The organism is Caulobacter sp. SSI4214 (genome assembly GCF_012184455.1).
GTDB classification, from domain to species: Bacteria; Pseudomonadota; Alphaproteobacteria; order Caulobacterales; family Caulobacteraceae; genus Caulobacter; species Caulobacter vibrioides_E.
Map to the genome: position 1 here is coordinate 1 of NZ_SZWJ01000032.1, position 18,452 is coordinate 18,452.

The following is an 18,452-nucleotide window of genomic DNA, read 5'->3' on the forward strand; positions in this document are numbered from 1 at the left end:
CGCCGGCGGGGCGGCGGCCTGCTGGTTACAGCCGGCCAGCGCGCCGCTGATCGCCAGCGGCAGCAGGACGGAGGGGAAACGACGGATAAAGCGGGTCAAGGCTCTGTCTCCCGGGCCTGGTTTCAAGAGCGCTCGGCCGGGCTTTGGGGTCGCGACCGAAGGGTGGGTTCTCGATACATGTCCAGCCTTGAACCGCCTTTGAGGCCCTCGTTCATCTCACGCTCAGGCCAGCGCCCTATTCTCGCCGCATCGCCTTCATCGCCAGCGACGCGCCCAGCGCCACTAGGCAGACGAAGAACGCCGCCTTGGTCACGGCGGCGGCCACGTGGACGACGAAGCCCAGGACCCCGAACAGGATCATCAGGACCAGCAGGACGGCGGCGAGCTTGAGCATGTCGCGATAACGCCGCCGGGCGGCGGCGGTTCCGCCTTCAACCGGCGCGCCACAGACCGATCGACCCGCCCGGACCACACAGCACCCCGGCCTTGCGCGAACTCAGCCGGACGGTGTTGAACGGCGCGGACGACACGCGCTGGAACGGCGCGTCGTCATAGCTGACCAGCACGCCCGAGAGACCGGCGGCCATCACCGTCTTGCCGTGGACCGCCACGCTGGAGAGATAGCCGGCCGGAGCCGGCGCGCGCCGGACCTCGAGGGAGCCCGGACCGAGGATCGCCAGGTTCGCGCCCTCGGCGTCCGGCGCCTTGTAGTCGCCGCCGCAGACCCACAGCTCGCGCCGCTTGCTCCAGGCCACCGCGAACGCGCCCCGCGACGGGGCGTCGGCCGGAATCGGGGTCTTCAACGCCACGAAGTAGCGGCCGCCCTCTCGGGAGACATAGACCCGCGCCATGCCGCCTCCGCCCGTGCAGAAGGCGACCTCGCCGTGCGGACCGATGGCCAGACAGCCGTTCGACGCGGCGAAGGCGCCCTCCCCGTCGTCGGCCGGCGGCAGGGCGTCGGGCGGCAGCCGCGTCCAGGTCTGGCCGCCGTCGGCGGTGTAGAGCACCGTGAACCGCCCCTCGGTCGGATCGCCCAGGATGAAGCCGCGCCGGTGGTCGACGAAGGCGATGGCGTCCCAGAAGCCGTTGGGATCCTCGTTGACCGCGACCCGCGTCCAACGCTTGCCGCCGTCACGCGTGCGCCACAGCTGCGAGGCCTGTCCAGGACCCGCGCTCATGGCCAGCACATGGTCGTCGTCGAAGGCGTGCAGGCCGCGAAAGTCGAGCTCCTCGGCCCCGACGATCCGCATCGGATCCTGCCGCTCGTCGCGGCCCCGGATGATCCAGCCCTTGGAGCCCGAGGCCCACCAGGTCTTGCCGCCCGTCGCCGACAGGCCGCGCAGCTGGCTGTCGGTCTCGGACGCGGGGATGCGGATCCCGCCGAGATCCTGGCCGGCGAAAGCGGGCGTCGCCAGGGCGGCCGCGCCGGCGAGGATGACGTCTCTGCGGTTCATGAGGCCCTGCCGAGGTGGTTCGATCACCTTGGCTTCGGGCGAAACGGCCGGGAGCGCAAGCGCCAACCGAAACCCTCTCCCGCCGGGAGAGGGCGGGGCCCGCCGCGAAGCGGTGGGAGGGTGAGGGACTACGAGGCCCAACGGCGCGCCGGTCAACGCCGCCCCCCTCACCCTACCCTCTCCCCAAGGGAGAGGGAGCTCCTGTGTCGAAAGCTCTTCTCCCCCGGAGAAGGAGCCATCCTTACATCTCACGGCGAGACGATCGCGGGGCTGAGCAGGTCAGTCAAGGATCACCCTCCGGGCGGCCGCCGCGCGGCGACGCGGAGCGTCGTCCTTGACTGACCTGCTCAGCCCTGCACGCTGCAGCCTCCAAGAGATGTAAGGTTAGCACCGACCTGGGAGGTCGGGTTTCGACCCATATGCGACGCTGGGAAGGTCCAGTGCGGGCCGCCCACGGGAGTCAGTCAGACCTTTGGGGCTGTGCTTGCCTTCAATCGCTGCGCCGCCGCGAGCGTCAGGCGCTTTCCAGTGTCGTCGGTGAGGTAGAGGAAATTGCCACGCTGCTGCTGGTCGAGCGCGATCTCTATCGCGTTGGCGAGCGAATAAGGCCCGATATCGACCCTGACTCCGTCCGCGCCATTCCACCAAACAAAGTACTTCATCGGAGCAAGGTATGTCGGTTTTTGAATCCAGTCACAATGACTGCTCGCCACCCATCCCGGACAATGGACAGGTCCGCATATACGCTTCCGCGGCGATTACATCCGCGCTCACCGCCCCGCCTGAACCAACACCTGCGCCAGGATCCCCAACACGATCGCCCCGCAGGTCAGCAGCACCAGCAACGGCGCCTTCGGATGGGAGACGTTGATCGTCCAGCCCATGATCAGAATGCGCTTGGGCACGATCAGCCTAGGATCGTCAGGCCCGTGGTAGAAGCCGAAACCGTCGTACCAGCCGTTCATCGGCGACATCTCCAGAACGTCCGAAGCCTGCCAGAGCCTGCGGCGCCTTTCCAGGACCTCCGTCAGACTCCCTTCCCCCTTGATGGGGGAAGGGTTGGGGATGGGGGTGAGTAGCTGAATTTAGTGCGCGCCAGGCCTCTACGGCAGCACCACTCCCACCCTACCCTCCCCCATCGAGGGGGAGGGACCACGCCGCTCAGCCACGCCAACCCCAAAAGAAAACGGCCCCGGAGGTTTCCCTCCGAGGCCGCTTCGGCGGTTCCACAAGGAACCCGTTCCCGACGAGACGCCGGGATCGGATTACTTGATTTGGACCTTGGCGCCGGCTTCCGTGAGCTTCTTCGAAACTTCTTCGGCTTGTTGCTTCGAGACGTTTTCGACGACGTTCTGCGGAGCGCCTTCGACCAGGTCCTTGGCTTCCTTCAGGCCGAGGTCCGGACGGACGCCGCGGACTTCCTTGATCACGTTGATCTTCTTGTCGCCGCCGTCGACCAGGACGACGGTGAATTCGGTTTGCTCTTCGGCGGCTTCGGCCGGAGCGGCGGCGGCGCCGCCGACAGCGGCGACGGCGACCGGAGCGGCGGCCGAGACGCCCCACTTTTCTTCCAGCAGCTTCGACAGTTCAGCGGCTTCCAGCACCGACAGGGTGGACAGTTCTTCGACCAGCTTTTCGAGCTTCGACATGTGTCAGTTCCTAAAGAGAGATTGGGATAGATTTGCGGGGATGACCGTTACGCGGCGTCTTTGGTCGCGTAGGCGTTGAAAACGCGAGCCAGCTGGCCAGCCGGGGCCTGCAGGACGCCAGCGATCTTGGTCGCCGGAGCCTGGATGAGGCCGATGAGCTTGCCACGCAGTTCGTCCAGCGACGGCAGGGTCGCCAGAGCGCGCACGCCAGCTTCGTCCAGCACGTTGGTCTGGTCCAGAACGCCACCGACCAGCTTCAGCTTGTCGTTTTCCTTGGCGAACTGCACCGCGATCTTCGCGGCCGAAACGGCGTCCGGGCCGTAGGCGATGGCGACCGGGCCGGTGAAGAGCTTTTCGCCCTTGTCACCGAGCTTGCCGTCCAGAGCCTTGAGGGCCAGGGTGTTCTTCACAACCTTGATCGCGGCGCCTTCCTTGCGGAGGCGAAGACGAAGGTCGGTCATTTCCGCAACGGTCAGACCCATGTAGTGGGTCACGACGACAGCGCCGGCGTCGGCGAACACGCTTTTCAGCGATTCGATCGACTCCTGCTTTTGAGCGCGGTCCATTGCGGTCTCCTACTCAGTTAGCAGCGGCCGGACCATTCCGGCAGCCAGATGCGGTCCCATGCGGAATTGCTCCCGCGCGCGAGTCGCATATGCCTGTTCCAAGGAAAGTCAGCCGCGCTCCGGTCTCGGGCGGATCTTCCGAAGAAGGGGGCCACGAGCAGGAGGACTTGGCGTCTCTATCCCTGTCTCCCGACGGCGAGGAAGGGCTCTTCCCCGGTTACGGCGTTGGTGACCCCACGCCCCGTAGTTCTCAAACAGGTTCCCCAGCGGACGAGTCCGCCGAAGAGGCGCGCCGTATAGACGGTTCGGCCGAAAAGTTCAACTCCCCCCAACCACCGTCTTTCCCGCCACAAGGGCGGGTGTTACCCGGGACCGACAATTCCTATCGGTTTCGATCTAGAGACGGGCGAGCGGTCGCACGCTTACCTAAACCGACAAACGGTTTGCGTATCGGTATAGACATTCCGCCTCACGCCCTTGAAGCGGGACCAGCAGGCTCAAGGCTCCTCAAGACGTCCGGTTGCTCGGAGCTTGGCCATCGACGAGCAATGCGCACGGGGTTGGCCTTCTGGCCAACGGATTCGTCTGCGCCTGCCTCATGACTTAGAACGATCTTTCGCGATCCATGCCCAAACGGATTTGGGAAGCCAACCCGCCCGGTGCTTGAGGTTAACCTCAACCACAAAAATGTGTGCGCGCTCGCCGACAACTTTGCGGACCCGCTCGTACCAAGTCTTGGAATCCTTGGTGGTGTAGAGGATCCAGCAATTGGGCGCGTATTTGATCCAGTCCAACGCTTTGTCGAAACGGGCATGCAGCATCGCTTCGTCAATTTCGCCACCGCGCGTGTTGAGCGTAACTAGAAGGAACTCAGCCATCGTCGTCGTCCGCGTCGTCCGCATCATCAGGCGCGGGTAAGATTGCAACCTCCGGGTCGGCCGCGTCGGGTCCTGGTGGAAGCTCGGGCAGACCCTTCGCCTGCGCTTGATCTCGGTAGTGGGCGATAAGTTCCGTACCACTCATGATCGCTTGCACCGGAAAGTCTCGCGCAAAGCCCCTCATAATCGCGACCCAGGCGAAGTACGCGATAGTCACTATGACTCCCACGCCGACCAGGACGGCGTCCGCGACCAAGTCGGCAGATAGCTTCACTACGATGACGAGCCAAAGCCCAATAAGGCACCACATGACAGTAGCGGTCGTGCCCAGCACTCCGCGACCGAACTTGACCTTGCTGGCACCCGTGGCGAGCCTGCTAACCAGCACGCCAGGATCGATGTCTAACATCGCCCCCTCCTGATCGATCTCGTATTCAATACACGGATGGGCACGGAGGAACGACCCCCACAGAAGGGTGCGCGGTACCAGCACTATCGATGGAGATACTACGGCGGGAATGACGGTGTGTAATGGTGAAGGCTGTGCTTTCTTGCGCCCGCGCTCCAGAGAGATCCCAGCCCATGAAACGCACCGCCGCCGCCCTGACCGCGCTCTTCCTGGCCCTCGCCTCGCCCGCCCTGGCCGAGCCGGCCGCTCCGCCGACGCCTCGGGCCGTCATCGCCGATCCCGCGCGGGACAAGGCCCATCCGCCCGGGATGGCGGCGTTCCAGCTCGACATCGCCGGATCGAAGGTCAACGCCATCCTCTACACTGCCGCCGGCGACCAGCCGCATCCGACGATGCTGTTCCTGCACGGCTTCCCGGGCAACGAGACCAATATCGACCTCCTGCAGGCCGTGCGTCGCGCCGGCTGGAACGCCATGCGGATCAACTATCGCGGCTCGTGGGGCAGCCAGGGCGAGTTCAGCTTCGCCAACGCCCGCGCCGACGGCGAGGCGGCGGTGGCTTGGCTCTTGGATCCCGCCAACATCGCCAAATATCACATCGATCCCAAGCGGATCATCGTGGCCGGCCACAGCATGGGCGGCTTCATGGCCGCCAGCGCGGCGGCGGCCGACCCGCGCGTGGCCGGGACGGTGATGATCGACGCCTGGAACATCGCCGGCGACGCGGCGCGGATCACCGACGACCAGAGCCGCAAGGCCGCCGTCGAAAAGATGCGCCCCGACACCGCGCCCCTGGCGACCACGCCCGAGGCCCTGGTCGACGAGATCGTGCGCGACACGGCCAAGCTGAACCTCGAGACCCTGGCCGCCAAGATTTCCGATCGGCCGGTGCTGATGATCGGCGCGGAGTACGCCAACGCGCCCAAGGTCCGCAAACAGGCCGCCGCCGCCAAGGCCGCCGGGGCCAAGGCCCTGACCGAGGCCTATTATCCCACCGATCATAGCTTCTCGGATTCCCGCATCGCGCTGGAGGCCGAGGTGCTGCGGTGGCTGGCCCGCTTCGACCCGACCATCCTGCCCGCCGGCCCGACCATCCCGCTGCACGCGGCCTATGACGAGCAGAACCCCTTCGCCCGCGCCATCCGGGGCGAGATGCAGGTCTTCAAGGTCTATGAGGACGCCGACGTCCTGGCCTTCATGGACTACGCCCCCATGGAGCCCGGCCATGTGCTGGTGATCTCCAAGACCTCCAAGGCCCGCAACCTGCTGGAGATCGATCCCAAGGACCTGGCCAAGGTCATGGCCGTCGCCCAGAAGGTCGGCCAGGCCGAGGTCGACGCCCTGGGCCTGTCGGGCTTCATGATCGTGCAGAACAATGGCGTCGGCCAAAGCGTGCCGCACCTGCACGTCCACGTGATCCCGCGCATCGCCGGCAAGCCGGTCTATATGGCCGAGAACGCCAAGGCCGATCCCAAGGATCTGGAGGCGATGGCGGCCAAGATCAGGGCGGCGATGAGGTAGGGGCGGACAGCGCCCCCTCCGTCACGCGGCTGACGCCGCGCGCCACCTCCCCCGTTTCACGGGTGAGGAGGAAGCCACTCCTGCCCCGCTTGCGGGGGAGGTGGATCGGCGCCGATAGGCGACGAGACGGAGGGGGCGCTACCCTAGCCGCGCCAGGGCCGCCCGCCCCGCCGCCGCGCCCGTCGCGAAGCAGGCCTGCAGCAGATAGCCGCCGGTCGGCGCCTCCCAGTCCAGCATCTCGCCGGCCAGGATCACGTCCGGTCGCGCCTTCAGCGCTAGGCCGTCCAGGCTTTCGAACCGCACGCCGCCGGCCGTGGAGATGGCGCGCTCCAGGGACTGGACCCCCGTCAGGTCCAGCGGCGCGGCCTTGATCGCGGCCGCCAGGGCGGCGGGCTCGGAGGGCAGGTCCAGGCCGTGCGCCTCGCGCAGCAGATTGACCTCGACGGGCGACAGCTTGACGGCCTTGCGCAGGAAATTGGCCAGGCTATGGCCGCCGCGCGGCGCGCGCAGACGGCGCTCCAGGGTCTCGACCGGGATGTCCGGCCGCAGGTCGACGGTCAGCACCGCGCCGCCGGCCAGGGCCGCGTCGCGCGCCGCGCCGCCCAGGGCGTAGACCGCCCCGCCCTCCAGGCCATAACGGGCCACCATCGCGTCGCCCCGCGCGCGGGCCGATCCCAGGCTCAGCGACACGTTCTTCAGGGGCTCGCCGGCGAAGCGATCGCGGAAGACGGCGCTCCAGGCGACATCGAAGCCGCAGTTGGCCGGGCGGAACGGCGCGATCTCCGAGCCGCCGACCCGCAGCAGCGGCGCCCAGGCCGCGTCCGAGCCCAGCTTGGGCCAGCTGGCGCCGCCCAGGGCCAGGACCGTCGCGCGGGCCCGTATCACATGGCGGCCGTCGGGCGTCTCGATCACCAGCCGCCCCGCCGCGTCCCAGCCCTTCCAGGTCGCGCGCGGCCTCAACGCGACGCCCAGGCCCTCCAGCCGCGCCAGCCAGGCCCGCAGCAGCGGCGAGGCCTTCATCGCGGTGGGAAACACCCGGCCGCTGGCGCCCACGAAGGTCCGCTGGCCCAGCCCCTCGGCCCAGGCGATCAGGTCCTTGGGCGCGAAGGCCTCCAGCATCGGCGCCAGCCGCGCCGCCCGGTCGCCGTAACGCGCCACGAAGCGCTCGAAATCCTCCGAATGGGTAAGGTTCAGCCCGCCGCGCCCGGCCATCAGGAACTTTCGCCCGAAGGTCGGCATCTTCTCGAACACGGCCACGGACTTGCCGGCCTTGGCGACCGTCTCGGCCGCCATCAGCCCCGCCGGTCCGCCGCCGATCACCGCCACGTCGAAAGTCTCCCCTCTCTCTGGGCTTGGCACCTCAGGCGGCCTCGATATCGGTCAGGGCGAAGTCCTCGCCCTTGTAGAGCAGCGGCGCGCCGTGGACCTTGGCGCAGGCATAGGAAAAGCAATCGCCCATGTTGAGCCGCGCCGGGTGGACGCCCTTGCCGTAGCGGGCGTGGGCGTCGAGGGCGATGCGCTGCTCGGCCTCGCCGATGGGAATGACGCGCGCCCCGGCGCCGAACTGGTAGCCGGCGACGATGGCCTCGACCCGGGCCTGGTCCCGGCGCGTGACCTTCATGATCGCCCGCACGGTTTCCCAGTTGGACAAGGCCGAGGTCAGCACCGAGCCCGAGGTCAGCAACCGCGCCTCGAAATCCTCGGCTTCCGGCTCGTTCAGGATGATGGCCGTCCAGGCCGAGGCGTCGACGAACATCACTCGTCGTTGAGGCTGTCGAAGAAGGCCTTGTCCGCGACCTCGCCCGTCCTGGGCCAGGCGGCCACTTCGTCGCGAATGGCCTTCAACGCGGCCCGCTTCTGGGCGAGCGCCTTCTCGTCGGCTTCCCGCGCCTTAGTCACCGCCAGCTTGATCGCGTCGGTGATGCCGACGCGCTTTTCCTCGGCGTACTGACGCACCAGGGCGTCGGTCTCCGGATCGCGGACGTGAAAGGGCATGGCGAGGCTCCATCTAGACGGAAGGTAGCATCGGCTAGCCGGAGGGACAATGTGAGGGCTTGAGCACGCCTTCGTCCCGACCTTACCCCGTCATCCCGCGCGCTATGCGCGGGACCCATGGTTCAGCTGCTACGTGAGAGCGTTCTTCCGCTCCGCATATGCGGCGGATAGATGGGTCCCGCGCATGAAGCGCGGGATGACGAGTATTAGGTCCGCAAGACGTCGGAGCCTGGCCGCCCCGCCCCCCAAACGCGAAAACGGGCGCTGGATCGCTCCAGCGCCCGTTCGCTTACGCTTTACTGAAAAGCTTAGGCTCAGCCGACCGAGGCGGTGTCGACCTTGAAGCCCGGGCCCATCGTCGACGACAGACCGATGCGCTTGATGAACACGCCCTTGGCGCCCGAGGGCTTGGAGCGGTTCAGGGCTTCGATCAGAGCCTTGACGTTGACGACCAGGGCTTCGTCGGTGAACGAGGCCTTGCCGATGCCGGCGTGAACGATACCGGCCTTTTCGACGCGGAACTCCACGGCGCCGCCCTTGGCGTCCTTGACGGCCTGGGCGACGTTCGGGGTCACGGTGCCGACCTTCGGGTTCGGCATCAGGCCGCGCGGGCCCAGCACCTTACCGAGGCGACCGACCAGGGCCATCATGTCCGGGGTCGCGATGACGCGATCGAAGTCCATGAAGCCGCCGGCGATCTTTTCGTACAGGTCTTCGGCGCCGACGTGCTCGGCGCCCGCGGCGGTCGCTTCGGCCGCCTTGGCGTCCTTGGCGAACACGGCGACGCGGACGTCACGGCCGGTGCCCGACGGCAGGTTGACGACGCCGCGGACCTGTTGGTCGGCGTGACGCGGGTCGACGCCCAGGTTCACCGAGATCTCGATGGTCTCGTCGAACTTGGCCCTGGCGTTTTCCTTGACCAGCTTGATGGCGGCTTCGACCGAGTGGGTCGCGTCGCGGTCGCCGGTCCAGGCCTTGATGCGCTTGGGTTGCTTAGCCATTGGATTAGGCCTCCACGATCTTCAGGCCCATGGCCTTGGCGGAGCCTTCGATGATCTTGGCGGCGGCCTCGAGATCGTTGGCGTTCAGGTCCTTCATCTTCTTTTCGGCGATCTCGCGCAGCTGGGCGCGGGTGATCGAGCCGACGGTCTCGCGACCGGTCAGCTTGGCGCCCGACTTCAGACCGGTGGCCTGCTTCAGATAGAAGGTGGCCGGCGGGGTCTTGGTGACGAAGGTGAACGACTTGTCCTGATAGACCGTGATGACGGTCGGCAGGGGGGTGCCCTTTTCGACGTTCTCGGTGCGCGCGTTGAACTCCTTGCAGAAGCCCATGATGTTGACGCCGCGCTGACCCAGAGCCGGGCCGATGGGGGGCGAAGGCGTGGCCGAGCCAGCCTTCACCTGGAGCTTGATGTAGCCCAGGATCTTCTTAGCCATGATATCCTCACTGGTGAGCCGTGGTGCGGGCTTGGCGACCCTTCCACGGATTTGAACCCGCCCTCTCTCCGGAAAAGAGAAAACGACGAGCACGCCCCCGAACGGGGTCCGGGGGCGAGGCGCGGCGTGTAGCAGGCGAAGGCGAGGGAGTCAAAGCCCCCTTACCCTCTCCGCGCCGCGCGTCCGGCCTTCACCGCGGCGGCCAGGTCGTCCAGCATTCGGACCGAGGTCTCCCAGTCGACGCAGGCGTCGGTGACCGACTGGCCGTAGACCAGCGGCTGGCCGGGCACGATGTCCTGGCGGCCGGCGACGAGATTGCTTTCGATCATCACGCCCATGATCGGCGAGGCGCCGCCGGCCAGTTGGGCGCACACGTCGGCGGTGACGGCCGGCTGGTTCTCATGGTTCTTGCCGCTGTTGGCGTGGCTGACGTCGACCATCAGGCGCGGCGCGAGACCGGCCTTGGTCAGGGCCTGGGCGGCGGCGGCGACGCTGCCCTCGTCATAGTTCGGCGTCTTGCCGCCGCGCAGCACCAGGTGGCAGTCGGGATTGCCGGTCGTCGTGGCGATGGCGGCGCGGCCCTCCTTGGTCACGGCCAGGAAATGGTGCGGCTGGGCGGCGGCCGTCACCGCGTCGATCGCCACCTTCACGTCGCCGTTGGTGCCGTTCTTGAAGCCGACCGGGCAAGAGAGGCCCGAGGCCATCTCGCGGTGGATCTGGCTTTCGGTGGTGCGGGCCCCGATCGCGCCCCAGGCCACCAGATCGGCGATGTACTGCGGCGTCGTCACGTCCAGGAACTCGCAGGCCGCCGGCAGGCCCTGGGCGCTGACGTCCAGCAGCACCCGGCGCGCCCGGCGCAGGCCCTCGTCGATGCGGAAGCCGCCGTCCAGGTCCGGGTCGTTGATCAGCCCCTTCCAGCCGACCGTGGTGCGGGGCTTCTCGAAATAGACCCGCATGATCACCTCCAGCTCGCCGGCGTGACGCTCGCGCTCTGCGGCCAGTCGGCGGGCGTAGTCCAGCGCCGCCTTGGGATCGTGGATCGAGCACGGGCCGATCACCACCACCAGCCGGTCGTCGCGACCGTCGAGGATGTCGTGGACGGCGCGGCGGGCGTCGCCGACCACCTCGGCGACCGACGAACTGGCCGGCGCCTCGCCGATCACCTGGGCGGGCGGGCTGAGGGTTCGCAGCTTGGAGATCCGAAGATCGTCGGTGGGGACGGGCAGCGCGGTGACGGCGGCGGCGGATGGCATGGCTTTGCTCCTGGAAGGTCGGGAGGTCCGGCGGCCATCAAAAAAGCCGCCCGGGGATCCCCTGGCGGCTGGTGAAAGGTGTTCTAGAGAGCCTGATCTTCAGGCCGAACGATCCCCTCCCGGCGCCAGAGGCGTCGGATAGCTAAAATACCAAAACAGCTGTTGGCTGGCGGCGAGGATCATCGCCGTGACCCTAGAGCCAAGTTCGCCGCCTGTCACGTCCAAAGCGCGCGGCCCTTTCCCGCGTCTCCCAGCCGAGCGCGTCAGCCGACGAACGCCCGCTCGATGACGAAGTCGCCCGGCTCGGCGTTGGAGCCTTCCTTCAGGCCCTGGGCCTCCAGGATGGCGGCGGTGTCCTTGATCATGGCCATCGAGCCGCACAGCATGGCCCGATCGTGCTCGGGATCGAACTTCCCGCCCTCGACGCCCAGATCGCTGAACAGCTTGCCGCTCTCGATCAGGTCGGTGAAGCGACCCTGGCGTTCGAACGGCTCGCGGGTCACGGTCGGATAATAGGTCAGCTGGGCGCGGGCCTCGTCGCCGACCAGCGGGTCGTCGAAGATGTCGCGGGTGAAGAGGTCGCGATAGGCCAGCTCCTTCACCTCGCGCACGCCGTGGCAGACGATCACCCGCTCGAAGCGGCTGTAGGCGTCCGGGTCGCGGGCCACCGACAGCCAGGGCGCCAGGCCCGTGCCGGTGCCGAACAGGAAGAGGCGCTTGCCCGGGCGCACGGCGTCCAGCACCAGCGTGCCGGTCGGCTTCTTGCCCAGGAGGATCTCGTCGCCCTCCTGGATCAGTTGCAGACGCGAGGTCAGCGGACCGTCGGGAACCTTGATCGAGAAGAATTCCAGCTCCTCGGCGAAGCTGGGCGAGCCGATCGAGTAGGCGCGCAGGATCGGCTTCTTCTCGCCCAGGTCCTCGCGCGGCGGCAGGCCGATCATCACGAACTCGCCCGAGCGGAAGCGGAAGCTGGCCGGGCGCGTGATGGCGAAGCTGAACAGCCGGTCGGTCCAGTGCTTCACCCACAGCACCGTCTCGGTGAAGTGGGGAGCTTCCTTGACGGGGGCGGGAGCGGCGGACGCGGTGGCCGTCATCTGACCTGAATCCTTCGAAAAACCCAAAGCCGCCAAGGCGGAGCGGCGCGGTCGGCTGTCTCATGGGATCACGGCCGTCTTCCTGTCAACGCCGGTTGTCTAAAGGCGGGGCGGGAAAAACTCCGACCAGACCGACGCGCCATGACGGAGGGCGAAGGGGGCCGACACCGGCGTCCGAAAGATCAGCCTCAGTATTGGCGGTGCAAAGGAAAACGTCGGTTCGGTTCGCGAATAGTCGTCAGGATGAGAGACGATATCATCTGAATCGGCATGAGATTGCGCGTCTACCCGACAAATGGTCGCGGCGCGTTCGAATGCCGTCCGGCCAAGGACAATCTGTTTCCCGATCCCGGGAAACGCCGAACCGATTTTTCGAAAATGGCGAAAATGTGATTGCCGGTCTTTCAAACCGGGCGCAGACTTCTTTTGCTTCGTTCGCGGAGCCAACGATACGGAGGAACGTATGCGGGTTTGGTTCGTAGGGGCCGCCGCGGCGGCCGGTATGGTAGCGTTTGGTTTGGCCGGTTGCAGCGAAGGCGGCGCGAAGACGAAGGTCGCGCAGGCCCAACAAGTCATCGTCGAAGGCACGTCCGTCACCGCCTCGGGCTGCGTCAGGCCGGTCGAGAAGACCAACTGCCTGGTCGTGAAGGGCCGCGGCGGCGGCTATTACGACATCAGCGCCGTCAGCCCGGCGCCCGACCTCTCCAAGGGGGTGGCGATCTCGCTGCAGGGCACCGACAAGGGCAAGAACACCCAGTGCGGACGCCAGCTCACCGACGTGAAGTGGTCGTATCTGGGCATCCAGTGCGGCGGCTCGACGGCGGCCAGCGCGTCGGGAACGACCGAAAAGACCAAGACCGAGAAGGCCGGCTGATCGTCTCGGCCGCTTTATGAACCCTAGCCCTCGCCGGAGCCCGGATCGGTCCGGGTCTTCGGCGAACGGCTGCTGTCGGCCGCGCCGGGCGGTTCGGTGGCGGGACGCGGCGGCGCGCCGTCACGCGACGGCGGACGCTGATTCTCGTGCTCGATCTCGCGATTCGACGGGCGGTCGGACGCGGTCGAAGACGGGGGCGTCTGGGCGGGCGTGTTTCGAATTTCAGGCATGTCGGGATAACGCCCGGCCGGGCGCATCGATCCCGCCCCGCTTGATCTCGGCGCGGTTCCGACCGCTCGAGACCATCATTCCTCGGCGCGCGGCTTGCCCGCCGTACACGACCCTGCTAAATGGCGCGGCTCTGGCGACAGGACGTGGCGCGCCGAGGCCTTTCCAGGCCTCTCGGCGCTCTGTTCGTCTCCGGATCTCCGTCGGCCCGAAAGGGCGGTCGGTCCGCAGGAGTGTAGCTCAGCTGGTAGAGCATCGGTCTCCAAAACCGAGGGCCGGGGGTTCGAGTCCCTCCACTCCTGCCACTATATGTTTCCGACGGGTCGCTCCTGACCCGCACCTTAGGAAGTCGTGAGCCTCAAGAGCATGGCCAGGAAACCGGGATCCAGCCCGTCCGCTATGAAGAACCGCGCCGCCAAGACGGCCGCGGCGATGGCGCCCGCCGGGGCCGCCGCGACGACGGCCGCCGCTCCCGCCGCTCCCGCGGCCGCGCCGGCGGCCCAGAAGGCCACGCCCGTCGAAGTGCCAGGCCCTGGCCAATCGGTCATCCGCGTCGATCCCGAGCGTATCGATCGCCTGATCGACCTCGTCGGCGAGCTGGTCATCAACCAAGCCATGCTGGCCCAGCGGGTCGGCGAATATGGCATCGCCCCGTCCTCGAACCTGGCCATGGGTCTGGATGAGCTGGAGCAGCTCACCCGCGAGATCCAGGACAGCGTGATGGCCATCCGCGCCCAGCCGGTGAAGTCGGTGTTCCAGCGGATGCCGCGCCTGGTCCGCGAAGTCGCCAACATGACGGGCAAGCAGGCCCGCCTGGTGATGGACGGCGAGAATACCGAGGTCGACAAGACGGTCATCGAGCGTCTGTCCGACCCGATCACCCACATGCTGCGCAACGCCATCGACCACGGGCTGGAAAGCCCCGAGGAGCGCAAGGCGGCCGGCAAGAATCCCGAAGGCGTTGTGCGCCTCGCCGCGTTGCACCGCAGCGGTCGGATCGTCATCGAGGTCTCCGACGACGGCAAGGGCATCAACCGCGAGCGCGTCTTCTCGATCGCGGTCAAGAAGGGCCTGATCACGCCGGACCTGCAGCTGTCCGACGAAGAGATCGACAACCTGATCTTCCTTCCCGGCTTCTCGACCGCCGACAAGATTTCCGACGTGTCCGGCCGCGGCGTGGGCATGGACGTGGTCAAGCGCTCGGTGCAGGCCCTGGGCGGCCGCATTTCGATCGCCTCGCGTCCGGGGCAGGGCTCGACCTTCACCCTCAGCCTGCCCCTGACCCTGGCCGTTCTCGACGGCATGGTGGTCGACGTGGCGGGCGAGACCCTGGTCGTGCCGCTGGCCGCTATCGTCGAGAGCCTGCGTCCGAAGCCGGAGGAAGTGCGTCCGCTGGGTCCGGTGGGTTCGGTGCTGGCGGTTCGCGACAGCTTCGTGCCGCTGATCGATGTCGGCCTGACCCTGGGCTATCGCGAACAGAGCCCGCACCCGACCGACGGCGTCGTGCTTCTGGTCGAGGGCGAGGACGGCTCGCGCGCCGCCCTGGTGGCCGACGCCATCCACGGCCAGCGCCAGGTCGTCATCAAGTCGCTGGAACAGAACTATCAGCAGGTCGAGGGCGTCGCCGCCGCGACCATCCTGGGCGACGGCCGCGTCGCGCTGATCCTCGACGTGGACGCCACCATCGCGATGCGTCGCCGGGAAGGCGGCGCGCCTCGCCCCACCGAGCCCACCCTCATCGCCGCGGAGTAAGTCATGACCGACCATGCCACCGCCACCGGCGCTGACCGCCGGGAACTGATTTCCTTCCGCGTGGGCGAGCAGGAATACTGCGTCGACATCATGGCCGTTCGCGAGATCCGCGGCTGGAGCCCGGCGACCGTGCTTCCGCAGTCGCCCAGCTTCATGCGCGGCGTCATCAACCTGCGCGGCGCGGTCCTGCCGATCATGGACCTGGCGGCGCGCCTGGGCATGTCGGTGATCGAACCGACCGTCCGCAGCGTCTTCATCGTGGTCAAGGCCGGCGACCGCACGGTCGGTCTGCTGGTCGACGCGGTGTCCGACATCCTGTCGATCAATGACGGCATGATCCAGCCGACCCCCGACATGGCCTGCGACGCCGTCCGCAACTTCGTGCGCGGCATCATCTCGATCGAGGGCCGCATGATCAGCGAGATCTCGCTGGACCGCATCCTGCCGGAACGCGAGGCCATGGCCGCCTGATGACCTTGGCTTCTCCCTCCGTTTCGGACCGCCGCGATCCCATCGTCGATGGCGAGTTCGCGTTCACGTCCCAGGACTTCAAGCGCATCGCCGCGCTGCTCTACGATCTGGCGGGCATCAGCCTGCCCGACAGCAAGGCGACGCTGGTCTATTCGCGTCTCGCAAAGCGCCTGCGGACCCTGGGCCTGCGATCGTTCAGCGACTACTGCGCCTTCGTGTCCAGCGACAAGGGCCACGACGAGATCCAGGAGATGCTCCGGGCGTTGACCACCAACGTCACGCGCTTCTTCCGCGAGCCGCACCATTTCGACGATCTGCGCGCCAATGTGCTGGAGCCGATCGCCGACCAGGTGCGCGCCGGCCGTCGCCTGCGTCTGTGGTCGGCCGCCAGCTCGTCGGGCCAGGAGCCCTACTCGATGGCCTTCACCGTGCTTTCGGTGTGGCCCGACGCCGCGAACCTCGACATCCGGATCCTCGGCACGGACATCGACACCAACGTGCTCGCGACCGGGCGCGCGGCCGTCTACGACGAAAGCTTGCTGGAAGGCATCCCCGCCGCCGCGCGCGGCCAATACTTCGAGCGGGACCCTTCCGATCGTCGTAACTGGCGGGTCTGCGAAGCCGCCCGAAGCCTGGTGGCCTTCCGTGAACTGAATCTCAACGGTCCGTCGTGGCCTATGAAGGGACCGTTCGACGCCATCTTCTGCCGGAATGTCGTGATCTACTTCGATGAACCTACCCAGGAACGCGTCTGGAGCCGCTTCGCGCCGCTCGTCGCGCCGGGCGGGCGTCTGTATGTCGGCCATTCCGAGCGCGTTGGCGCCTCGATCACCGCGTTCGAGAGCTGCGGCCTGACCGCCTATCGTAAGGTCGGACACTGATGAGCAAGATACGAGTTCTCGTCGTCGACGACTCCGCCACGATGCGGAGCCTGATTTCCGCGGCCCTCAATCGTGATCCGGGTATCGAGGTCGTGGGCGGCGCCGGCGACCCGTTCGAGGCCCGGGGCATGATCAAGGCCCTGAATCCCGACGTCGTCACCCTGGATATCGAGATGCCGAACATGAACGGCATCGAGTTCCTCGAGAAGATCATGCGCCTGCGGCCGATGCCGGTGGTCATGGTCTCGACCCTGACCCAAGCCGGCGCGGAAATGACGCTGCGGGCCCTGGAACTGGGCGCGGTGGATTGCGTGGGCAAGCCCGCCGACGCCACCGGCACTCAGGAAGCCCTGGCCGAAATCGTCGCCAAGGTGAAGATCGCGGCTCGCGCCTCGGTCCGCACCAACGCCGGCGCCGCGCCCAGCGCCGCGCCCACGCGCCGCAAGGATTTCATGCCCTCTGGCGACATCGTGGCGATCGGGTCGTCGACCGGCGGGGTGGAAGCCCTGCTGTCGATCGTCACCCTGTTCCCCGAGACCTGCCCGCCGACGGTGATCACCCAGCACATGCCGGCGACCTTCACCGCCAGCTTCGCCGCGCGCCTGGATCGTTCCAGCGGCGCCAAGGTGCAGGAGGCCACGGACGGCGCCCTGCTGGAGCCCGGCAAGATTTATGTCGCCCCCGGCGGCGTGGCGCACCTGGAGGTCGTTCGCTCGGCCGGTCTGCGCTGCCGCCTGGTCCAGGGCGATCCGGTTAGCGGCCACCGCCCATCGGTGGACGTTCTGTTCAACTCGGTGGCCAACGCGGTCGGCGACAAGGCGGTCGGGGTCATCCTGACCGGCATGGGCCGCGACGGCGCCCAGGGTCTCCTGGCGATGCGCAAGGCGGGCGCCAAGACCCTCGGCCAGGACGAGGCCTCGTGCGTCGTCTACGGCATGCCCCGGGCCGCTTTCGAAATTGGCGCGGTGGAGAAGCAGGTTTCCCTGTCCTCCATGGGCCAGTCCATTCTCGATCTGGCCTCCGCGAGGCGATGAACCCATGCCCCAAGCAAGCTCCATCTCCGTTCTCGTGGTCGACGATCAGTTGACCATGCGCGCCCTGATCCGAAACGCCCTCCAGCAGATCGGCTTCAAGGACATCCGCGAGGCGCCCGATGGCGAGGAGGCTCTGAAGAACCTCCTGGCCAAGCCCGCCAATCTCGTCATCTCGGACTTCAACATGCCGAAGATGGATGGTCTGGCGCTGCTGCGCGCCGTGCGGTCGCACCCGCCGATCCGCCAGACCGCCTTCGTCATGCTGACAGGACGCGCCGACCGTGAACTGGTCCAGCGCGCCGTGCAGTTCGGGGTCAACAACTACTGCGTCAAGCCCTTCACCGTGCAGGGCTTGAGGGAGAAGATCGAACAGGTGTTCGGACAGCTGACATGACGCACATCTCCCCCAACGACGACCTCGAACGGGCGACCAAGGTCCACGTGACCCAGGGCGAAAGCCATGTGTCGACCGACCCCAACGTGGTGATGACCACCGTGCTGGGCTCGTGCATCGCCGCGTGCATCCGCGACCCCCAGGCGGGCGTGGGCGGCATGAACCACTTCCTGCTGCCCGACGCCGGCGACGGCCGCGGCGGCGACGCGGTCCGCTATGGCGCCTACGCCATGGAACTGCTGATCAACGACCTTCTGAAGCGCGGCGCGCGCCGCGAGCGTCTGGAAGCCAAGATCTTCGGCGGCGCCAAGCTGTTCGACGGGCTCTCCGACGTCGGCGCCAGCAACTCGGCCTTCGCCGAACGGTTTCTGCGCGACGAAGGCATTCCGATCGTGTCGTCCAGCACCGGCGGGGTCTCGGCCCGACGCGTCGAGTTTTGGCCGACCTCCGGCCGGGTGCGCCAGCGCCTGGTGGCGGTGGACAACGCGCCGCAGGACGTCCGTCGTCCCGTTCCGCCGCCGATGCCCGCCGCCTCCAGCGGCGACGTCGATCTGTTCTAACCA

The 18,452-nt window shown here is 67.4% G+C and carries 23 protein-coding genes, 1 tRNA gene and 4 pseudogenes; 10 read left to right on the forward strand and 18 right to left on the reverse strand.

What is annotated here, in order from left to right; genetic code table 11:
* Positions 1-235: 235 nt before the first annotated feature.
* Complete coding sequence (locus FCU40_RS11385; protein ID WP_004622449.1) at positions 236-394, reverse strand: hypothetical protein; 159 nt, start codon at positions 392-394, stop codon at positions 236-238.
* 37 nt (positions 395-431) lie between these two features.
* Entirely contained in the window at positions 432-1,454 is a 1,023-nt protein-coding gene (locus tag FCU40_RS11390) for a YCF48-related protein (RefSeq protein ID WP_168075009.1), read from the reverse strand.
* Positions 1,455-1,526: 72 nt separating this feature from the next.
* On the opposite strand from FCU40_RS11390, the pseudogene FCU40_RS23330 reads away from it, so the two are divergent.
* A pseudogene (locus FCU40_RS23330) lies at positions 1,527-1,607 on the forward strand (hypothetical protein); the annotation flags it as partial.
* 311 nt (positions 1,608-1,918) lie between these two features.
* On the opposite strand, the gene FCU40_RS11395 reads toward FCU40_RS23330, so the two are convergent.
* The 6 genes from FCU40_RS11395 to FCU40_RS11420 form a co-directional block, all read right to left on the reverse strand.
* Complete coding sequence (locus FCU40_RS11395; protein WP_168075011.1) at positions 1,919-2,116, reverse strand: hypothetical protein; 198 nt, start codon at positions 2,114-2,116, stop codon at positions 1,919-1,921.
* A gap of 108 nt (positions 2,117-2,224) precedes the next feature.
* A complete protein-coding gene (locus tag FCU40_RS11400; protein ID WP_168075013.1) occupies positions 2,225-2,419 on the reverse strand; it encodes a DUF5808 domain-containing protein in 195 nt (64 codons plus the stop codon).
* Between the two features lie 300 nt (positions 2,420-2,719).
* Positions 2,720-3,103 (reverse strand): 50S ribosomal protein L7/L12, encoded by a 384-nt coding sequence (gene rplL / locus FCU40_RS11405; protein ID WP_004622442.1) that lies wholly within the window; start codon positions 3,101-3,103, stop codon positions 2,720-2,722.
* A 47-nt stretch (positions 3,104-3,150) separates the two neighbouring features.
* Positions 3,151-3,669, reverse strand: coding sequence for a 50S ribosomal protein L10 (gene rplJ, locus FCU40_RS11410; protein WP_004622440.1), 519 nt, complete (start codon positions 3,667-3,669; stop codon positions 3,151-3,153).
* Between the two features lie 596 nt (positions 3,670-4,265).
* Positions 4,266-4,547 carry a hypothetical protein gene (locus FCU40_RS11415; protein ID WP_168075015.1) on the reverse strand — a complete coding sequence of 94 codons (282 nt, stop codon included), beginning with the start codon at positions 4,545-4,547 and terminating at the stop codon, positions 4,266-4,268.
* Positions 4,540-4,956 carry a hypothetical protein gene (locus FCU40_RS11420; RefSeq protein ID WP_168075017.1) on the reverse strand — a complete coding sequence of 139 codons (417 nt, stop codon included), beginning with the start codon at positions 4,954-4,956 and terminating at the stop codon, positions 4,540-4,542. The genes FCU40_RS11415 and FCU40_RS11420 overlap by 8 nt, the downstream gene beginning before the upstream one ends.
* Positions 4,957-5,129: 173 nt before the next feature.
* On the opposite strand from FCU40_RS11420, the gene FCU40_RS11425 reads away from it, so the two are divergent.
* Positions 5,130-6,476, forward strand: coding sequence for an alpha/beta fold hydrolase (locus tag FCU40_RS11425; RefSeq protein WP_168075019.1), 1,347 nt, complete (start codon positions 5,130-5,132; stop codon positions 6,474-6,476).
* On the opposite strand, the pseudogene FCU40_RS23335 reads toward FCU40_RS11425, so the two are convergent.
* The 9 genes and pseudogenes from FCU40_RS23335 to FCU40_RS11465 all read right to left on the reverse strand — a co-directional run.
* Positions 6,457-6,616: pseudogene (locus tag FCU40_RS23335) on the reverse strand (hypothetical protein); the annotation flags it as partial. The gene FCU40_RS11425 and the pseudogene FCU40_RS23335 overlap by 20 nt on opposite strands.
* Positions 6,615-7,853: a TIGR03862 family flavoprotein gene (locus FCU40_RS11430; RefSeq protein ID WP_275052050.1), complete on the reverse strand. Its 1,239-nt coding sequence runs from the start codon at positions 7,851-7,853 to the stop codon at positions 6,615-6,617. The pseudogene FCU40_RS23335 and the gene FCU40_RS11430, both read right to left, overlap by 2 nt.
* Positions 7,837-8,232 (reverse strand): type II toxin-antitoxin system VapC family toxin, encoded by a 396-nt coding sequence (locus FCU40_RS11435; protein WP_168075023.1) that lies wholly within the window; start codon positions 8,230-8,232, stop codon positions 7,837-7,839. Before FCU40_RS11435 ends, FCU40_RS11430 begins: the two co-directional genes overlap by 17 nt.
* Positions 8,232-8,471, reverse strand: coding sequence for a type II toxin-antitoxin system VapB family antitoxin (locus tag FCU40_RS11440; protein WP_168075025.1), 240 nt, complete (start codon positions 8,469-8,471; stop codon positions 8,232-8,234). Before FCU40_RS11440 ends, FCU40_RS11435 begins: the two co-directional genes overlap by 1 nt.
* A 314-nt stretch (positions 8,472-8,785) precedes the next feature.
* On the reverse strand, positions 8,786-9,472 hold the full coding sequence (gene rplA / locus FCU40_RS11445; RefSeq protein ID WP_168075027.1) for a 50S ribosomal protein L1: 687 nt from the start codon (positions 9,470-9,472) through the stop codon (positions 8,786-8,788).
* Positions 9,473-9,476: 4 nt separating this feature from the next.
* Complete coding sequence (gene rplK / locus FCU40_RS11450) at positions 9,477-9,908, reverse strand: 50S ribosomal protein L11 (RefSeq protein WP_004622427.1); 432 nt, start codon at positions 9,906-9,908, stop codon at positions 9,477-9,479.
* Between the two features lie 161 nt (positions 9,909-10,069).
* Entirely contained in the window at positions 10,070-11,161 is a 1,092-nt protein-coding gene (locus FCU40_RS11455; protein ID WP_168075029.1) for a 3-deoxy-7-phosphoheptulonate synthase, read from the reverse strand.
* 99 nt (positions 11,162-11,260) lie between these two features.
* Positions 11,261-11,344, reverse strand: a complete 84-nt coding sequence (locus FCU40_RS11460; RefSeq protein WP_145688053.1) for a hypothetical protein — start codon at positions 11,342-11,344, stop codon at positions 11,261-11,263.
* Between the two features lie 80 nt (positions 11,345-11,424).
* Positions 11,425-12,266 (reverse strand): annotated as a pseudogene (locus tag FCU40_RS11465) (ferredoxin--NADP reductase).
* A gap of 452 nt (positions 12,267-12,718) precedes the next feature.
* On the opposite strand from FCU40_RS11465, the gene FCU40_RS11470 reads away from it, so the two are divergent.
* The gene (locus tag FCU40_RS11470) at positions 12,719-13,129 is read left to right on the forward strand and encodes a hypothetical protein (protein WP_168075033.1); all 411 of its coding nucleotides are present in this window, start codon (positions 12,719-12,721) and stop codon (positions 13,127-13,129) included.
* A gap of 23 nt (positions 13,130-13,152) precedes the next feature.
* Here FCU40_RS11470 and FCU40_RS11475 read toward each other — a convergent pair whose 3' ends face one another.
* Positions 13,153-13,359, reverse strand: coding sequence for a hypothetical protein (locus tag FCU40_RS11475; RefSeq protein ID WP_054508576.1), 207 nt, complete (start codon positions 13,357-13,359; stop codon positions 13,153-13,155).
* A 227-nt stretch (positions 13,360-13,586) separates the two neighbouring features.
* Between FCU40_RS11475 and FCU40_RS11480 the strand changes: the two genes are divergently transcribed.
* The 7 genes and pseudogenes from FCU40_RS11480 (at position 13,587) to FCU40_RS11510 (ending at position 18,449) form a co-directional block, all read left to right on the forward strand.
* Positions 13,587-13,662, forward strand: a tRNA-Trp gene (locus FCU40_RS11480).
* 121 nt (positions 13,663-13,783) lie between these two features.
* Positions 13,784-15,109 (forward strand): annotated as a pseudogene (locus tag FCU40_RS23135) (chemotaxis protein CheA); the annotation flags it as partial.
* Between the two features lie 3 nt (positions 15,110-15,112).
* The gene (locus tag FCU40_RS11490) at positions 15,113-15,580 is read left to right on the forward strand and encodes a chemotaxis protein CheW (RefSeq protein ID WP_004621649.1); all 468 of its coding nucleotides are present in this window, start codon (positions 15,113-15,115) and stop codon (positions 15,578-15,580) included.
* Positions 15,577-16,461 carry a protein-glutamate O-methyltransferase CheR gene (locus FCU40_RS11495; RefSeq protein WP_035017501.1) on the forward strand — a complete coding sequence of 295 codons (885 nt, stop codon included), beginning with the start codon at positions 15,577-15,579 and terminating at the stop codon, positions 16,459-16,461. The genes FCU40_RS11490 and FCU40_RS11495 overlap by 4 nt, the downstream gene beginning before the upstream one ends.
* Entirely contained in the window at positions 16,461-17,495 is a 1,035-nt protein-coding gene (locus FCU40_RS11500) for a chemotaxis response regulator protein-glutamate methylesterase (protein WP_004621655.1), read from the forward strand. Before FCU40_RS11495 ends, FCU40_RS11500 begins: the two co-directional genes overlap by 1 nt.
* A 4-nt stretch (positions 17,496-17,499) precedes the next feature.
* A complete protein-coding gene (locus FCU40_RS11505) occupies positions 17,500-17,889 on the forward strand; it encodes a response regulator (protein WP_004621657.1) in 390 nt (129 codons plus the stop codon).
* The gene (locus FCU40_RS11510; protein WP_004621659.1) at positions 17,886-18,449 is read left to right on the forward strand and encodes a chemotaxis protein CheD; all 564 of its coding nucleotides are present in this window, start codon (positions 17,886-17,888) and stop codon (positions 18,447-18,449) included. Before FCU40_RS11505 ends, FCU40_RS11510 begins: the two co-directional genes overlap by 4 nt.
* Positions 18,450-18,452: the final 3 nt, after the last annotated feature.

Coding starts and splice junctions, on each gene's coding strand:
- FCU40_RS11385 (WP_004622449.1), bottom strand. CDS start 394: ATGCTCAAGCTCGCCGCCGTCCTGCTGGTCCTGATGATCCTGTTCGGG.
- FCU40_RS11390 (WP_168075009.1), bottom strand. CDS start 1,454: ATGAACCGCAGAGACGTCATCCTCGCCGGCGCGGCCGCCCTGGCGACG.
- FCU40_RS11395 (WP_168075011.1), bottom strand. CDS start 2,116: ATGAAGTACTTTGTTTGGTGGAATGGCGCGGACGGAGTCAGGGTCGAT.
- FCU40_RS11400 (WP_168075013.1), bottom strand. CDS start 2,419: ATGAACGGCTGGTACGACGGTTTCGGCTTCTACCACGGGCCTGACGAT.
- rplL (WP_004622442.1), bottom strand. CDS start 3,103: ATGTCGAAGCTCGAAAAGCTGGTCGAAGAACTGTCCACCCTGTCGGTG.
- rplJ (WP_004622440.1), bottom strand. CDS start 3,669: ATGGACCGCGCTCAAAAGCAGGAGTCGATCGAATCGCTGAAAAGCGTG.
- FCU40_RS11415 (WP_168075015.1), bottom strand. CDS start 4,547: ATGGCTGAGTTCCTTCTAGTTACGCTCAACACGCGCGGTGGCGAAATT.
- FCU40_RS11420 (WP_168075017.1), bottom strand. CDS start 4,956: ATGTTAGACATCGATCCTGGCGTGCTGGTTAGCAGGCTCGCCACGGGT.
- FCU40_RS11425 (WP_168075019.1), top strand. CDS start 5,130: ATGAAACGCACCGCCGCCGCCCTGACCGCGCTCTTCCTGGCCCTCGCC.
- FCU40_RS11435 (WP_168075023.1), bottom strand. CDS start 8,232: ATGTTCGTCGACGCCTCGGCCTGGACGGCCATCATCCTGAACGAGCCG.
- FCU40_RS11440 (WP_168075025.1), bottom strand. CDS start 8,471: ATGCCCTTTCACGTCCGCGATCCGGAGACCGACGCCCTGGTGCGTCAG.
- rplA (WP_168075027.1), bottom strand. CDS start 9,472: ATGGCTAAGCAACCCAAGCGCATCAAGGCCTGGACCGGCGACCGCGAC.
- rplK (WP_004622427.1), bottom strand. CDS start 9,908: ATGGCTAAGAAGATCCTGGGCTACATCAAGCTCCAGGTGAAGGCTGGC.
- FCU40_RS11455 (WP_168075029.1), bottom strand. CDS start 11,161: ATGCCATCCGCCGCCGCCGTCACCGCGCTGCCCGTCCCCACCGACGAT.
- FCU40_RS11460 (WP_145688053.1), bottom strand. CDS start 11,344: ATGATCCTCGCCGCCAGCCAACAGCTGTTTTGGTATTTTAGCTATCCG.
- FCU40_RS11470 (WP_168075033.1), top strand. CDS start 12,719: ATGCGGGTTTGGTTCGTAGGGGCCGCCGCGGCGGCCGGTATGGTAGCG.
- FCU40_RS11475 (WP_054508576.1), bottom strand. CDS start 13,359: ATGCCTGAAATTCGAAACACGCCCGCCCAGACGCCCCCGTCTTCGACC.
- FCU40_RS11490 (WP_004621649.1), top strand. CDS start 15,113: ATGACCGACCATGCCACCGCCACCGGCGCTGACCGCCGGGAACTGATT.
- FCU40_RS11500 (WP_004621655.1), top strand. CDS start 16,461: ATGAGCAAGATACGAGTTCTCGTCGTCGACGACTCCGCCACGATGCGG.
- FCU40_RS11505 (WP_004621657.1), top strand. CDS start 17,500: ATGCCCCAAGCAAGCTCCATCTCCGTTCTCGTGGTCGACGATCAGTTG.
- FCU40_RS11510 (WP_004621659.1), top strand. CDS start 17,886: ATGACGCACATCTCCCCCAACGACGACCTCGAACGGGCGACCAAGGTC.